Annotated in this window: 16 protein-coding genes; 5 read left to right on the forward strand and 11 right to left on the reverse strand. The window is 32.6% G+C overall.

Annotation, left to right across the window (positions count from 1 at the left end):
• Positions 1-8: 8 nt before the first annotated feature.
• Genes R8749_RS08120 through R8749_RS08145 form a run of 6 tightly spaced genes read right to left on the reverse strand, consistent with a single transcriptional unit; the run spans position 9 to position 5211 of the window.
• On the reverse strand, positions 9-1013 hold the full coding sequence (locus R8749_RS08120) for a LacI family DNA-binding transcriptional regulator (protein ID WP_317695801.1): 1005 nt from the start codon (positions 1011-1013) through the stop codon (positions 9-11).
• Positions 1006-2676 carry a glycoside hydrolase family 13 protein gene (locus R8749_RS08125; RefSeq protein WP_317695802.1) on the reverse strand — a complete coding sequence of 557 codons (1671 nt, stop codon included), beginning with the start codon at positions 2674-2676 and terminating at the stop codon, positions 1006-1008. The genes R8749_RS08120 and R8749_RS08125 overlap by 8 nt, the downstream gene beginning before the upstream one ends.
• The gene (locus R8749_RS08130; RefSeq protein WP_317695804.1) at positions 2669-3088 is read right to left on the reverse strand and encodes a PTS sugar transporter subunit IIA; all 420 of its coding nucleotides are present in this window, start codon (positions 3086-3088) and stop codon (positions 2669-2671) included. Before R8749_RS08130 ends, R8749_RS08125 begins: the two co-directional genes overlap by 8 nt.
• Positions 3089-3102: 14 nt before the next feature.
• Positions 3103-3939, reverse strand: coding sequence for a PTS system mannose/fructose/sorbose family transporter subunit IID (locus R8749_RS08135; RefSeq protein ID WP_317695806.1), 837 nt, complete (start codon positions 3937-3939; stop codon positions 3103-3105).
• Complete coding sequence (locus tag R8749_RS08140) at positions 3932-4717, reverse strand: PTS mannose/fructose/sorbose/N-acetylgalactosamine transporter subunit IIC (protein WP_317695808.1); 786 nt, start codon at positions 4715-4717, stop codon at positions 3932-3934. Before R8749_RS08140 ends, R8749_RS08135 begins: the two co-directional genes overlap by 8 nt.
• On the reverse strand, positions 4717-5211 hold the full coding sequence (locus R8749_RS08145) for a PTS sugar transporter subunit IIB (RefSeq protein ID WP_317695810.1): 495 nt from the start codon (positions 5209-5211) through the stop codon (positions 4717-4719). The genes R8749_RS08140 and R8749_RS08145 overlap by 1 nt, the downstream gene beginning before the upstream one ends.
• A gap of 743 nt (positions 5212-5954) precedes the next feature.
• Between R8749_RS08145 and R8749_RS08150 the strand changes: the two genes are divergently transcribed.
• A complete protein-coding gene (locus R8749_RS08150; RefSeq protein ID WP_317698545.1) occupies positions 5955-6608 on the forward strand; it encodes an HAD family hydrolase in 654 nt (217 codons plus the stop codon).
• A gap of 256 nt (positions 6609-6864) precedes the next feature.
• On the opposite strand, the gene R8749_RS08155 is transcribed toward R8749_RS08150, so the two are convergent.
• The 5 genes from R8749_RS08155 to R8749_RS08175 all read right to left on the reverse strand — a co-directional run bounded on the left by R8749_RS08155 (position 6865) and on the right by R8749_RS08175 (position 11971).
• Positions 6865-8193: a sensor histidine kinase gene (locus R8749_RS08155; RefSeq protein WP_317695812.1), complete on the reverse strand. Its 1329-nt coding sequence runs from the start codon at positions 8191-8193 to the stop codon at positions 6865-6867.
• Positions 8194-8667: 474 nt separating this feature from the next.
• Positions 8668-9261, reverse strand: coding sequence for a CPBP family intramembrane glutamic endopeptidase (locus R8749_RS08160; protein ID WP_317695814.1), 594 nt, complete (start codon positions 9259-9261; stop codon positions 8668-8670).
• A 3-nt stretch (positions 9262-9264) separates the two neighbouring features.
• Complete coding sequence (locus R8749_RS08165) at positions 9265-9897, reverse strand: CPBP family intramembrane glutamic endopeptidase (RefSeq protein ID WP_317695816.1); 633 nt, start codon at positions 9895-9897, stop codon at positions 9265-9267.
• A gap of 10 nt (positions 9898-9907) precedes the next feature.
• Positions 9908-10639, reverse strand: coding sequence for a response regulator transcription factor (locus R8749_RS08170; RefSeq protein WP_317695818.1), 732 nt, complete (start codon positions 10637-10639; stop codon positions 9908-9910).
• A gap of 237 nt (positions 10640-10876) precedes the next feature.
• Positions 10877-11971, reverse strand: coding sequence for a sensor histidine kinase (locus R8749_RS08175; protein WP_317695820.1), 1095 nt, complete (start codon positions 11969-11971; stop codon positions 10877-10879).
• Between the two features lie 740 nt (positions 11972-12711).
• Between R8749_RS08175 and R8749_RS08180 the strand changes: the two genes are divergently transcribed.
• The 4 genes from R8749_RS08180 (at position 12712) to R8749_RS08195 (ending at position 15898) form a co-directional block, all read left to right on the forward strand.
• On the forward strand, positions 12712-13443 hold the full coding sequence (locus tag R8749_RS08180; RefSeq protein ID WP_317695822.1) for a CPBP family intramembrane glutamic endopeptidase: 732 nt from the start codon (positions 12712-12714) through the stop codon (positions 13441-13443).
• 139 nt (positions 13444-13582) lie between these two features.
• The gene (locus tag R8749_RS08185) at positions 13583-14134 is read left to right on the forward strand and encodes a DUF6994 family protein (RefSeq protein ID WP_317695824.1); all 552 of its coding nucleotides are present in this window, start codon (positions 13583-13585) and stop codon (positions 14132-14134) included.
• Positions 14135-14585: 451 nt separating this feature from the next.
• On the forward strand, positions 14586-15191 hold the full coding sequence (locus tag R8749_RS08190) for a TetR/AcrR family transcriptional regulator (RefSeq protein WP_317695826.1): 606 nt from the start codon (positions 14586-14588) through the stop codon (positions 15189-15191).
• A complete protein-coding gene (locus tag R8749_RS08195) occupies positions 15188-15898 on the forward strand; it encodes an ABC transporter ATP-binding protein (RefSeq protein WP_317695828.1) in 711 nt (236 codons plus the stop codon). Before R8749_RS08190 ends, R8749_RS08195 begins: the two co-directional genes overlap by 4 nt.
• Positions 15899-15901 lie beyond the last annotated feature (3 nt).

Genomic DNA, 15901 nt, shown 5'->3' on the forward strand with positions numbered 1-15901 from the left:
ATAAACTTTTAATCGACTTCTCGAGTAGTCTTTCCAGAGTAAAAAGATACCGGCAGCATAATCCGTGGAGTTTTATCAAATGATTTCCCTTTAATTTGAGAATCTAACTCTCTCACAGCATTCTTTGCAATATCTTTAATTGGTTGTCTAATGGATGATAAGTCTAATGATTGATCTTTTGATAACTTCCAACCATCAAATCCTATAATTTGAATTTTATCTGGAACTTTAATTCCTTGATCCAAAATCTTTAGATACAACTTAAATGCTACCTCATCCGTATAAGCAAATACTCCCAAATTATCACAAGTTTTACTATAATCGATTAATTTTTTTGTAACATTAGATAGTTGATCGTTAAATTTTGGCTCGTTACTAGTTGAGGAAATTTTATATAATAAGTATTCAAGATGATTTCTATTACAAAAATCAACAAAACCAGACTTTCGTGCGGTCATCGCTTTTAATGATTCATTATCAGAACCCACAAAGAAATATTTGGATGCTCCACGTTTCTTTAATTCAGATGCAGCTAATTCACCGCCTGAATAATTATCCGAAGAAATTAGCGAAAACAGTCCCGTATCCTCCTTCTCAATTGAAACAAGTGGAATGCCTGAATGAACATGACTAGTAATATTGGAATATGAAACAGATATTATACCTGCAACTCTCTGCTCTTCTGCCATATCAACAAAACCTTTTTCCTGTTCGTACTGATTCTCAGACAAACAGAGTATAGTTTTATATCCAATTTGATCAAGATCTTTTTGAATCCAAAAAGTTAATTCAGAAAAAAAGGGAGTCCATACAGTTGGAAGAACAAAAACTACATAACTAGAATTATTTTTTCTTAAATCCCGAGCAGCATTATTTCTCACATAATGGAGTTTTTTAATTGCCTTTTTTATTCTTTTTTCGGTTTCTGGTTTTAATTTTTTTTGATTTAAATAGTTAGAAACTGTTCCTAAAGAAACACCCGCTTCTTTAGCAACATCTTTCATATTAACCATTATCAAATACTATCCCTTCATATGGTCGCAAATATATAATGTCAGATAGATTTTGCGGAGAATCGTCATAGTTAGATAAAATTCTCTTACTCTCTTTATTTCTAATGTTGTTTGGTATCTCAAATTTGACTTTCTTATTAGAAAAAGATCCGATAACCAACATCTGTCTATCTTTTAGAATTCTGGTATAAGCAAATACTGATGAGTCATCAGCGGATATTAAATTAAAATCTCCATCAATTGCTACTTTTAATTTAGTTCTTATCTTTATAAGTTTTTGATAAAAAGAGTAAATCGAATCCTCATCACGTAATGTCTCATTGACATTAATTTTATCATAATTATTGTTAATCTTAATCCATGGATTAGCCGTAGAAAAACCAGCGTTTTTTTCATTATTCCACTGCATGGGAGTTCGAGAATTATCTCTAGATTTATTTTTTACAATTTTTAAAGCAATATCCTTATTTAGTCCTTTTTTAACTAAAAATTCATACGTATTGTATGCTTCAATATCTTTAAACTGATTTAAACTCTCAAAAGCCACATTAGTCATTCCAATTTCATCGCCTTGAAAAATCATCGGAGTTCCTTTTTGAAGCATTGTTATCATTGCCAGCATTTTAGCCGATTCTATCCGATATTTATCATCATCACCAAATCTTGATACCAAACGTGGCTGATCATGATTACCTAAATAATTAGTATTCCAAGTTAAAGAATTTTGCCATTTGACTAAAGAATTTCTGAGATCACTTAACTTAAACCTTAAATCTGAATAACGACCATATTCTCCATAATCTACGTGCATATGTTCAAATTGTAAAACCATATCTAATTCTGGCTTTTCCAAATTTATATATTTTTGAGCCTGTTTTGGAGTCGTATGTGGTGTTTCGCCAATCGTTATAACATCATACTTGCTAAAAACTTCTCTATTCATTTCTTGTAAATATTCATGCAAAGACGTACCGTTCGATGAACCATAATAATAAGCTCCATAATTTTTGTTATCTTCAATAGGTACGTCATCAAATACATTTGGCTTAGAAATTAAACTAATCGAATCTAATCTAAATCCATCTACACCCTTATCCAGCCAAAATTTCATCATATCATACAAAGATTGGCGCATTTCTGTAGATTCCCAATTTAAATCAGGCTGTTTTTTTGCAAATAAATGTAAGTAGTATTGTCCCCTTTCTTTGACATATTCCCATGCAGAGCCACCAAACGCTGATCCTAAATTACTAGGGGCAGAACCATCACTTTTTGGATCACGCCAAATATAGTAATCACTATATTTATTGTTACGGCTTTTTTTGGACTCTTGAAACCATTTAGCTTGATCTGAGGTATGGTTAACTACCAAGTCCATTACTAATTTAATTTCTTTCTCATGGCATAATTCAATTAAACGGTTAAAATCATCCATCGTTCCATAAATTGGATTAATTTTTGTATAATCGCTTATATCGTAACCATTATCAATCAATGGAGATTGGTAGATCGGTGTTAACCAGACGATGTTAGCACCCAACTTTTTAATATATGGTAACTTTTCAATTATCCCTTTAAGATCACCAATTCCATCACCATTTGTATCTTTAAAACTTTGTGGATAAATTTCGTATATTATTCCTCTTTTCTTCCAATCATTCATCCTCATCACCCGCATTTTCTTGAGCCCTATCATTAACGTAAACGAGTTGTTGCTTAGCCTCATCAATAATTTGGCGTATTCTCTCAGGAATTAAATAATCATCAGTCGGTTCCATCACAATTGCCATCACCAACGGTAAATTAACTCCAGAAATAACATGGGTATGCGGACGATAAATATAAGAAAAGAATTGTTGATTAACCGATCCTCCCATAATATCAGTTAGAATAATTATCTCATCTTCAGCTGAAATATTAGAAAAAATATTTTTAACCTGAGCATCAATTGGTTTATTATCTACATAAGCGGTTAAAACAATTAAATCTATATCTTTTGTAACAAAAAATTTTAATGTATCTGCCATTCCTGCTGCTAATTTTGTATGTGAAGCAATAACGTAATGACGTTTCATATAATATTCTCCTTTTATTTAGCGATTCCTAAAACGCCTGTTAAAGATCCTAATAAACAAACTGCAATAATTAGCAAAATTATTTTTGTTGGCGTCCATGATTTTTTACCCAACAGATAATAAACTGCCCAAGCAATGCACACTGGCAATAAACCAGGCATAATTTTGTCTAAAACGCCTGTTTGTAATGACAATGCAACTTTACCCGTTTGGAATTTTAATGGGACATATACTTTAACTACAGTAGAAATTAACGAACCAACTACCATTAAACCCATTACTGAAATTGCATCAGTAAATATGTTAATTTTTGCTCCTAACGTTGTTACTAACTTGGTTCCAGATGTATATCCAATATTAAACAGCCACATCTTAACCCAATATAACGCTACATAAATCAACATCCAGATTATGGCACCAATGGCATTCTTTTGTAGTGCCATATATCCAGCAATTGATCCCATTATCGTTGGTAATAAAATCCAAAAAACAGAATCTCCTACACCAGAAAATGGACCCATTAAAGAAGTTTTTAACGCCTGAACTGCATTTAAAGACTTAATACCATCTTTTTCCTCCATTGCCAGACTTGCTCCTAAAATTATATTTCCCATCTGAGGAGTTACATTAAAATATTTATACTGATTATCCATTGATTTAATATAATCATCGTCGTTCGGATAAATTTTTCTCAAAGCTTTACGCATAGAAAAAGCAACTGAAGGAGCTTGCTGGGTTTCGAAATTATATCCTAATCCAGAAAAAAAGATCCATCGATGAAACATGTTTTTACGTTCTTTTACCGTTAACTTATTTGTTTCTGTAGGATTAACTGTCGTATCTTTACTCATCAAAATCATCTCCTTCAACTTCTTGCTGTAAATCTGATTTAACTAAATTTTGAGAATTATTTTTATAAATGGCATAAGCCGCTGCACCACCAATTAATGCAATGCCTAAAATCGGAATTTTAACATACGCTGCTGCAACAAAACCTAAAATTAAGTATGTGAGGTATTTCTTTACTGGCATAAATCTTAATAACATACCAATACCAACAACTGGCAGCATTCCACCAGCTATAGTTAACCCATTTGTAAACCATGCTGGAATAACATGCAAAATCATTTTAACGATTGGCGTTCCAAATAAAACTACCAGCATAATTGGAATCACATATTTAAGCATCCAACAAGCAACTGTCAAATAAAAAATGGGATCCATTTTGTCAAATTTCTTTTCATGCAACATTCTTTGAGACCAATGAGCAAAGAAATTATTAACAATTTTTACAATAATATCTAATTGCATTGTTAACATTCCAACTGGTAGACCGACTGCTATAGCCGTTCCTGTGCTCGCCCCGGTTCTTATTGCTAAAAAGACACTTACAATAGTAGCAACTCCATATTCAGGAATCGAAGATCCTCCGATTGCTGCGACACCTAATGACATTAGCTGCAGGGTTCCACCAATTGACAACCCTGTTCCCATGTCTCCCATGATTAAACCAACTAGTAATCCAATAATTACTGGCCAATTTCCAGTAATTTGATTACCTGTCCCGTTATCCCAAGCCATATAGGCAGCTAACATAATTATGAGTATATTTTGTAAGAATGTAGGCATTATTTTTCACCTTTCTTTTTAAGAACATCTTCAAAACTTATTCGTTCATCATCATCTGGAGTATATTGGAAAAAAACTGGAATTCCTGCTGCACTGATTTGTTTCAAATCTTTAATCTCTTCTTCGTTTAACGCTACTCTTTTAGTAAAAGGAACTCTTCCTTCTTCTTCAAATAAAGCACCTACATTTACTTCAGGAATTTCTACACCACCTTGAATTAGTCTTAAAATCGTAATAGGTTCCTTACAAATTAAAAATACTGAATGAGAATCGTATTTTCCGCTTTTAAAATTATTAATAGCTGTTTCACAATCAATAATTGACATTCCTGTACCCGCCGGTTTGCTCATCCTCATACTAGATTTAACCATTTCATCTTGACTAATAAGATCGTCAACAACCATAAATCTTTTTGGATGTAAGACCCGATTCCACTGATTAACCGTTATCCCATGAATTAATCTCTGATCTATCCTTGCTAAAACAACAGACATATTTCCTCCTTAAAACGTTTCACTTATTATATTTTAAAACGCTATCATTATTAATTTTAAAGGAAAATTTAAAAATGAAACGTTTTAATTAACAAACGAATTATATGTTTTTTTAAAAGGAATGTAAACCCTTTATATTTATTTTTTAATTTTCTCATTACGATGACCATGTTTTAAAACAAATTATACAATTGGCAGTGGATAGAAGATTTGAAAGATTCCATCCGTCACATGTATAAACAGAAACAAAACAAGGGTTAAAGAATAAGGATCCTGATGGATTGGTAAAAATCGTCTCATTCAAATAGAGTGATTTAAGTAACGATTAATCCATTCTAATTCCAGGAAGTAAAGTTAACACAAGTCAAATATTTACTTTTGATGTTACATGTTACGGACCAAGGTGGAAGAAATCCAAAATATTGGGACAATTAAACGAACAGGAGTATATTTATATATTACAGTTTATGTTTATGAATTTTATTTTTTTGAGTCGAGATTAAAACACTTGCTTAAAAATGGTTTAGTCTCATTAAAGAGAAGCTAATAGGTGCTTCTCTTTTTGTTTGAAACTTACATGTTTAACCCATGAATAATAGTCTAAGAATACATAGAGTCATTTGTTATTCTTATAGTTCGCTGATTATCTTTTTTAACTTTGTCTATTATGTTATTCTGAACTTAACTATTTTTGAAATCGGTTTCTTTGTTATGAGGAGGATGAGGTCATTAATTTAAAAGGAATAATATTTGACATGGACGGAGTTATCGTAGATACCGAATATCATGATTTTCAAATTCAAAAAGCATTTATCGCTGAGTTCAATCCAAATCATAATTTTTCTGATAAAGATTTCTTACAATTGGTTGGAAAATCTTACGAAGATTTATATCGCTTATTGCAAAAATTTTTGGACGACAAATTGTCAATTAAAGAAGTTGAACGTGAATTTGATCGCTTCTCTGAAAAGCAATACAAGAATATTGACTATCAAAGCTTATTTCGAAAAGATATCTTATTTATTTTAGACTACGCTAAAGAGCATAAATTATCGTTAGCAGTTGCATCTTCATCAACTCGACAACATATTTTAGAAGTTTTAGAAGCTTGTCAAATAAAAGATTACTTCGATGTGATCAACAGTGGGGAAGCTTTACAGCAAAGTAAACCTAACCCTGAGATTTATTTAAAAACATTAAACGAATTAAACCTTGCTGCTGACGAATGTCTCACAGTAGAAGATTCTTATTACGGCATCACTGCTGCTAAAAATGCAGGAATTAAGACTATTGCGTATCAAGAGACCCGGATGAAGATAGACCAATCTAATGCAGATGTGTGTGCAAAGAATATGTTAGAAGTTCTCGACTACGTTAAACAATATTCAAACGAGTAATGTTTAATAGAAAAGCTTACAGTATAAAACTAAACACTACAGTTTCGGTATTATAAAAACATGGGCAAGAGTTGAGGCTGTCATGTTATATTCATTACGATTTGTAAGACTAAATATTACACCCACCATGAAATACAAAATAAGAAGCTAAAATTAGACCAAAACCAAAGGTCAGAACTCTACACATAACTCATCTAAAAACTTTTTTCAGCGGAAAACCCAAGTTATCTTCTAAAATGTAAACTGGATACATTCATTATTCTCCTGTCATAATTATTAATGTGATTTTTAAAATCCCTTCATTTAAGGAATTTTCTAAAAGTAATGATTTATTTTTATCAAGAAGTTCTTTAACGTTAGCTAAGCCAAAACCGGTATGATTAACCTTAGTTGTATATCCATTTTGAAAGAGTTGATCGATGTTTTTCAGGTTTGGTGCCCGATTGGAAACCATGACTTCAATTAAGTCCGACGACTTAATAAACGCACATTCAACTTCCTTTTCTTTTTCTTCAGCAGAATGCTCAATGGCGTTATCAAGTAAAATTCCTAAAATTCTAACTATTGGCAAAATATCAGTATTCATGATATTTATTTGATCATCAATTTCAATTTGTAGATCAACTCCCACTCTTTGTGCAGCAAAGAATTTTTGGATAATTAAACCTTTGAGCGGTTCATTTTGTAGACTATCAATATGACTAATCGAAAGTCTTTGAACATCATCATTAACTGGTTTTTCTTTCACCAATTCTTGATAGTATTCTTTAAATTGCTTTTGATTATCTTTTTTGGTGAACTCTTCCAACGCAAGAAGCATATTATTGTAATCGTGCTTAAAACGTCGGATATCCTGGTACTGCTGCTCGATATTATTGAGATATTCCTTTAATTGCTGATTTTGAACAATCTGAGTTTCAGCGTCTTTCTTATAACTATAAGATTTAATAAAGGCAAACAACTCAATTAAGGTTAACCCGATGAAAATGAAAAATATCATGGTAAGTGGAACTTGAATCAAGGCGGTTATCTGGGCTATCTGACTGATTAGTAAAATTGTTACAATTGAAATCACTAAAAAGAATAAGATTCTAAAAATGGTGCGGCTTATTTCTAAATCCATAATTTTTTGTTCAATATCTTTGTAAATACCTGTCCGTTTAAGTAAAATAACAAATACTACTGCGATCAAGATATATAGGATAATGTAGACGTAGGTACCAAAATCATTCGATATTTTAATGATGTCATATTTTGTAATCAGCATGCGAATAATAGATTCCACGCCATCAGAGATCATTACTGATACACTTGAAAGAATAATGGCAAATAATCGTCGATTTAAAAATTCATAATCCAACTGATGATACCTTAACTTTTGATAAATCAAAGTACTAAAAACCCAGACTACCAGATTAAAGCTTCGAAAAATAAAACCCAACCCTCCAACAATAAGTGCGCCCAGGATATCATTTATAAAATCCCTCTTTTTTAAGTTTTCCTTTAAAAATTGAGTTAACCAGATCATTAAATAAGCAAAAGCTATATTATCTATAAAATTGGTCTGAACACTTATTGTTGTCAAAGCTTTATCGCCTCCCAATAACTATCATAATTAAATCATTTAAAATGTTTTCACTTAAAACCACCACCAATATTTTCCACTTTTACGGTCTCTAAACCAAGTTAATTGCGTAAAAGTTTTTCCACCTTTAATTTCTTCTAACTGTTGTTCTGTGAGCTTTTTTAACATTTTGATTTTCTCCTTTTTCCCTTGGTCAGGGATTAATTTGTTTATGAAAATGATTTTAACAGCCAAATCCCGCAATAAACCAAATTATATTTAACGTACATTTTATGCTTTTTAACGTAACTTATGAAATTGCTTAAGGGCTTATCTGCATTTGCATAGAACTAATAATGGTAAAGAGAACTCGCTGATTCGAATAAAAATTCGGTATCAATACTATAACCGATCTATACGTTTGAAATACCAAGCTTATATGTAAGATGTTAATCAAACTACACAGCAGCAGACTTAAAAATTTTATAATGGTGTTTAGATAATCAAATTTATAATAACTACTACAGTGTTCACAACTATATGAGCAATTATTGAGGTGGACAAATCATTCTCATTCCGGTTTGCCAAACCAAAAAACACTCCTACGATAAAATAAAATAAAAGCACAATTGACATATAGCCATGAAACAAACTGAACAAAATCGAAGTAATTAAAATTTTTACAAATGAATTGCCTGGAATTTTCTCAATTAAAATGCCTCTGAAAATTATTTCCTCCCAAATCGGACCCAGAAAGCACATTAAAGGAAATTCTAAATACAACATATGTAAATTAACTGTTGATCCTGAAGTGTTAGGAAAAATCGACAAAAAGATCCATTCTAATCCAATTAAAAATATCCCCAACAAAAATCCAAATGCAATTTTTCTTTTTGATATCTTGATGTATTCATTTTGTTTGCAATAACTATATGTTTTTATAGAAAACAGTACTATAAAAATGTACCAGAGAGGGGTCAGTAAATTGATTTTTAAACTTTCTACAAGTGGTAAAATCATTTGAGGCAAAATAACACCAAACCCAATTGAAAATATAATACCGGTATTTCTTTCACTTTTTGTTTTCATCAATCAACCGCCCATTACTAGACCTAGCACTACAATTCCGGTGTTATAAAAAATATGGGCAACAATCGAGGCTGTGATATCATCTTCATTTCGATTTGCGAGACTAAATATTACCCCCGCTCCGAAATACAAAACAAGAAATAAAGAAAAAATTCCGTGATACAATGAAAATAAAATGGAAGAAATGACAATTCCGAATGGCGAGTTACCAAAAAAACGGTCATTAATAATGCCTCTGAATATTACTTCTTCCCAAATGGGACCAAAAAGGGTCAAGAATAAAAACATTATATTCATATGTTTATAAATATCTGCTAGTCCATCTGGAGCGTCAACCCCAACTTTAGAAGCTAATAAACTAAACACTAGACCAAAGCCTAACATTAGAACTCCTCCCATAATTCCTTTAAAAACTTTTTTCAAAGAAAAATGCGATAGATATCCGTTACTCAGACAATACTTCACGGTTCCTAACAAGAACAATGCCGACAAAACGTACAAAACTGGCAATGAATATTTAAAATTCGAAAAATTTACTATCGTTGCAGCCGTTAATTGCGGTAATACAACCCCAAATAGTAGGGGAAATACTAATTGCTTTAATTTTTTGTTTTTGGTCGTAGATGCATTTTTCATTTATATTCTCCTATTTTAAAATTTTTGCCAACTCGCGTGCCTTTCTAAAAGAAGCATATGCAACACTGCCACCTCTAAAATGTAACTCGCGATTGGAGTTATCAAAACTTTCTAATAAATCTAAATTGACTAAGTAACTTTTATCGCAACGGTACAGCATCGGATATTTCTGAGATAGCTCATTTAAATTTCCGAAAAATTCGGCATCTTTCGTTAAAGTCCGAACTGTTACCCGACCAGAATTGGAAGTCGTTAAATAAACTAGTTCGGACAACGGAACAGAAAAAAAGTGATTACCAATCCGATAAGTGAAAATATTTTCTTTTTTGTATTTCTCAGATTTAATTAACTGTTCAACTTTTAACATATCAGCCATGATGCTTTGTTTAATATAATCAAGCCCATGACTCTTTGAAATGTAGTCGAGCGGCGCAACTTTTCGCTCTAAAGTCAGAAGTGAAAGTTCTTCATGAGTAGTTATAAAAACGATGTGAGCGCCAGGAATCTTATTGCGGATATTAACTGCCGTTTGTAAGCCCCCAACTTTCACTCCATTAATTTCCATATCCAAGAAAAATAATCCTTGGTGGTCTTGTTTAATAGAGGAAATTAAAGTAGCAGGATTATCAGTTGCACAAATCAATTCCATCGACAAATCATTAATCATAATAGAATTTTTAACTGCAGTTACATAGGCTTCTCTTTGTTCGAGGTTATCTTCTAAAATGTAAACTGGATACATTCATTATTCTCCTGTCATAATTATTAATGTGATTTTTAAAATCCCCTCATCTAAGGAATTTTCTAAAAGTAGTGATTTATTTTTATTAACCAGTTCTTTAACATTAGCTAAGCCAAAACCGAGATGATGAGCTTTTGTTGTATACCCATTTTGAAAGAGTTGATCGATGTTTTTCAGGTTTGGTGCCCGATTGGAAACTGTGACTTCAATTAGGTCTGACGACTTAATAAACGCACATTAAACTTCCTTTTCTTTTTTTTCAACAAAATGTTCAATGGCATTATCAAGTAAAATACCCAAAATTCTCACGATTGGTAAGATATCGGTATTGTTGATCTTTATTGGGTCATCGATCTCAATTTGCAGATCAACTCCCGTTTTTTGCGCGGTAAAAAATTTTTGGATAATTAAACCTTTAAGTGGTTCATTTTGCAGATTATCGATGTGACTAATTGTGAGCTTTTGGAGATCATCTTTAATTGGTTTTTCTTTCACCAATTCTTGATAGTATTCTTGAAACTGCTTTTGATTATCTTTTTTAGTAAACTCTTCCAACGCAAGAAGCATATTATTATAATCGTGCTTAAAACGCCGAATATCCTGGTACTGCTGTTCGATACTATTAAGGTAATCCTTCAATTGCTGATTTTGAACAACTTGCATTTCAGCATCTCGCTTATAGCTATAGGATTTAATATAAGTAAACAGCTCAATTAGGGTTAATCCGATGAAAATGGAAAAAATCAAAATTAAGGGGATTTGAATTACAGCAGTTATCCGAGCTATCTGACTAATTAGTAAAATCGTCACAAATGAAATCACTAAGAAGAACAAGATTCTAAAAATGGTGCTACTTATTTCTAAATCTGCGATTTTTTCTTGTAAATTACTATAAATTTCTGACCTTTTTAAAGTAATAGCTGATACAACAGTTATTATGATATATAAAATAATGTAGAAATATGCACCAACATCATTAGATATATTAATGATGTTATATTTTCTGAGCATGAAGCGACCAAAAGTTTCAATTCCATCAGATATCATTATCGATAAATAAGAGAGAACGATTGCGAATAATCTCCGATTCAAAAACTCGTAATTTAGCTGATGATACCTCAATTTTTGATAAACGATGCTACTGAGAACCCAAATTATCAAGTTAAGACTTTGAAACATCAGTCCGAAGATCCCGACAACAATAGCCACCAACATATCACCTACAATAGCATGCCTTTTAGCGTCTTTATTTAAAAAATTAGTAACAAAGAATATCAAAAAGCAAATAGTCATATCATCTATAAAATTTGTCAGCAAACTTACTGAAGTCAAAATCGATCCCTCTCATAACAATAAATAAAACAATTTTGCTTGAAATATCTTCACTCTGTTCGGATGGTTCTTTATTTTAAGCGACTCACGTAATTTAATCCGGTAAGGATTCCACATATAAAACCAACCAATATCGAAGCAACGATTATAAACATTACTTCTTTTTTTCTAAAAACGTCCGATATTTTTTTTATTTTCGCTCCTATCTAAATCAATTTTTCCAACTTTTATTTACAAAGAAATACAACGTTACAATACATCCAAAATTCATGAGATCATGAATCATTTCTGAACTACTTTTATGTGTAAAGAAGCCATAACCAAGAAACGGAATATCTATAATAAAAAATGAGATCATACAAAATTTAAAAACCTTTTTTTCGGTGATAATCATCGCCAAACCTCCATATCTCTGATCTAACCAACAAAAACAGAGCTACAAAAATCAACTGATTCGCTTCAATGAAGGGAACTACCTTTACTAATTGAAGATCTGAGAGAATCTGCCAACCAAATAAAAAAATAAATATTATCCATACAAGAAATTTGATCATTGATTTAATGCTCCTTAATTTAACGGTTTGAATATTCGCCCCAAAAAATAATACAAAAATTCTGGGACAAAAGCGCACAATTTTTTTAACGTTAAGAATCCGCTGATTATCGTCAATAAGTTTGTGCCTAATTCAGGGGCGAGATCGACCTCCCCTATGATATAATTTTTGACATTGGAGGAAAAAATGTTTAATAAAGAAAATTGTGTAATTCTCGGAAAAAGTGTCTTAAGTATCATCATCAGCTATATTTTGGGTTCGGTCAGCGGTGGCTTCATCGCTCAGGTTCTTTTGAAAGCCGACCCCCAAAATGAACAAAACATAAGAGAACTTTGCATTAGTATTTTCATTATTATTTTCTTACGTTTTTTTATGAAACTTTCGATTTTCAACAAGATTGCCGAACCCAAAAAATCTATTGAAATCATGCTGGCAATTATTTTGCTTTCTTTAATTACGAATCACGACCAACTATTCTCTAACTTCACGTTTCAAATTTTAGTAACCGTGATTGTCGTGGGAATTTATGAAGAAATTCTATTTCGGGGAATTATTTTTGTCCCGCTAACCCGGATTTTCCAAAATCAGCGTCACGGATTTCTCTGGGCGTCAGTTGTTAGTTCTTTGATTTTCGCAGCCGCCCACCTCAATAATCTTTCTGGACAGAGCCTCGCCTATACTCTTGGAATTCAATGTGTTTTTGCATTTATCTGCGGGATGTTCTTTAGCCTTCTTTATCAAGTGTCTGATAATATCTTGTTGCCCATCTTTGCCCACTTTGTAATAGATTTAATTGCAATGAGTGCCGCTCAATTTAGTGTTACCAAGGTCGACCTCGCAACTACAATTGAAATCGTCATCTTCGTGATCTGTTCGGTGGTTATTTATCTTTATTTTGTGCGGGGCGAGAAATATTAAAGAATATCGCTCCAACATTGAACGGCTCAAGAATTTTTATCAAAGTGACTTTTACCAATACCTAAAGCAAAATGACCCAAAATTTATTGAGGTTCTTTACAATCAACTGTGCCTTGATTGTGACGGGACGGACAACACTTTGTATCAAGAACTGAGCGCAAAATTTCACCTACAGATTGGCAAATATTGCTTAGTCGACCAGAACATTAGTCTGTCGGCAGATGTGATATGCGGAAGAAAGCAGTTAATGGATTACCATCCCGACTTCAATGATTGGATTCAAGATTATGAACAAATTCGTGGCAATCTAAATCTACATTTCATTTGGCCGCGGCATCGCCCGCCAACAATTAACACCTATCGTTACGCTATTTATAAAGATCGATTTGACTATTTGTTATTTGATTTGAAATGCCATTTCAACGGTTCTGCCACGCCGATGCAGAAAGCTTACGAAAACGGCACCACCAAAATTTGGCTCGACCAATTTAATCATGACTTTCCTAAATTCATCGATCAAATGCAATTGAACTCTTTCGTCAATGAAAATTACGAAGTAATAGATCTTGCAGCTGGCCCAACGAAAGTGATTAACAAATTAGCAACGGCACCAGAAATTCAAAAAACTATTAACATCTATTTAGCGAATTTATTGGACTTAAATCAAAAGGGCTTTTTTAACAAACCTTAAACTATCAACCTCTCACTCAACAAAAGTCCTAGATCTGACTTTCACAGATTCTAGGACTTTGTTAGTCTGGCACCTACTTCTCGTGAGATCCGAAGATTATACTTAACCCTGGCTTCATTGTTAACTTAAAACAAAATAACTTATGCTTTTAGTTCAAGCAGTGCCAAATTCTTATCTCACATCATAAATTAGTCATATTATAGGTTTTTCCACTGGAGGCAACTGTTCGGAAATTCCGAACAGTTGAACTCTTTCGTCAATGAAAATTTCTTACGGCCGGTTATTAATAAATTAGCAACGGCGCCGGAAAAGCTTAAACCAAAAAGGTCATTTTTAAGTTAAAAATTCCTCTGCATTTTAGTTTGACAAGTCAAACTATTTATTTTACACTTCTCGTGACCCTATGACCAAAATAGATTTTTGAGTCATAAAAAATAAATTGGAGGTTATTATGAGTCGAGGTTTTACCGAACAAGAAAAAAAAGATTTGAAAGAGCGATTAGTCAAGGTCTTCGTGACCGAACTAAATACCAAAAGTTTCAGTGCCATCAGCGTCGAAGATTTGGCAAATCAAGTTGGAATCGCCAAAGGTTCTTTTTACCACTTTTTCAAATCAAAAGATGAATTGTTTGCCGCTGTTTTCAATCAATTGCAAGATGACATGATTAACGAATCGATGAAAATTGCTCAGGAAGATCAACGTTCTCCTAAAGATCGGCTGAAGAATTTAATTATGTATTTAGTGAGAACGATTAGCGAATATCCGTGGCTTAAGCATTTGTCAAATGTTGAATACGAAAGAGTTTTTAGTCGCCTCGGAAGTGAAGCTAAAGAACAACTGCAGCAAAAAGATCTCACTGACTTAAGTGAAATTTTGAAAATTTTAAAACTAAAATCTGTTTATTCAGCTGAAAACATTACGATCATTAACCAGATCATTCTTTCTTCAGCCCTCAACAAAAATGATTACGGAAAGAATTACGACGATTCCGTCCAAATTATGATCAATCTGTTAGTTGACAGTATTTTTATCGAACAGGAGGAAACAACATCATGACCACAAACCATTTAATTGAAATGCACTCGGTTTGTAAAATTTACCAAAGTGGAACCGCAAAATTATATGCAGCTAACAATCTTAATTTCGATATTGATGAAGGTGAGTTGGTTGTGATCGTGGGAGCCAGTGGCGCTGGTAAAACCACACTCTTAAACTTGTTGGGCGGAATGGATACTGCTTCATCAGGAACAATCAAAGTAAACAACAAAATCATCAGTAGTTATTCCGAGAAACTACTCTCAAAGTATCGCAGAAATGAAATTGGATTTGTTTTTCAATTTTATAACTTGATTTCCAACTTAACCGCTCTGGAAAACGTCGAATTCTCAAGTAGTTTTGCAAAAAATCCGCTGAATCCAAGGAAAATATTACGAAATATTGGTTTAGAAAATAAATTCGATTCATTTCCAAATGAACTTTCGGGCGGTCAACAGCAACGCATTGCAATTGCCAGAGCTATCGCAAAGAATCCCCTCTTACTATTATGCGATGAACCCACGGGCGCACTAGACTTCAAAACCAGTAAGGAGGTTTTGCGCTTGTTGGCTGACTTCAACCAAAATGAAAGAAAAACTGTCGTTATTATTACTCATAATTCAGTCTTTGCAAACATGGCTGACAAAGTGATTCAAGTCAAAGACGGCAAAATTGAAAAAGTTTATCTAAATCGGCACAAAGTTCCAGTCGAAGATTTGCAATGGTAGGTG

It is taken from the genome of Xylocopilactobacillus apis (genome assembly GCF_033095965.1).
In the GTDB taxonomy this organism is placed as follows: Bacteria; Bacillota; Bacilli; order Lactobacillales; family Lactobacillaceae; genus Xylocopilactobacillus; species Xylocopilactobacillus apis.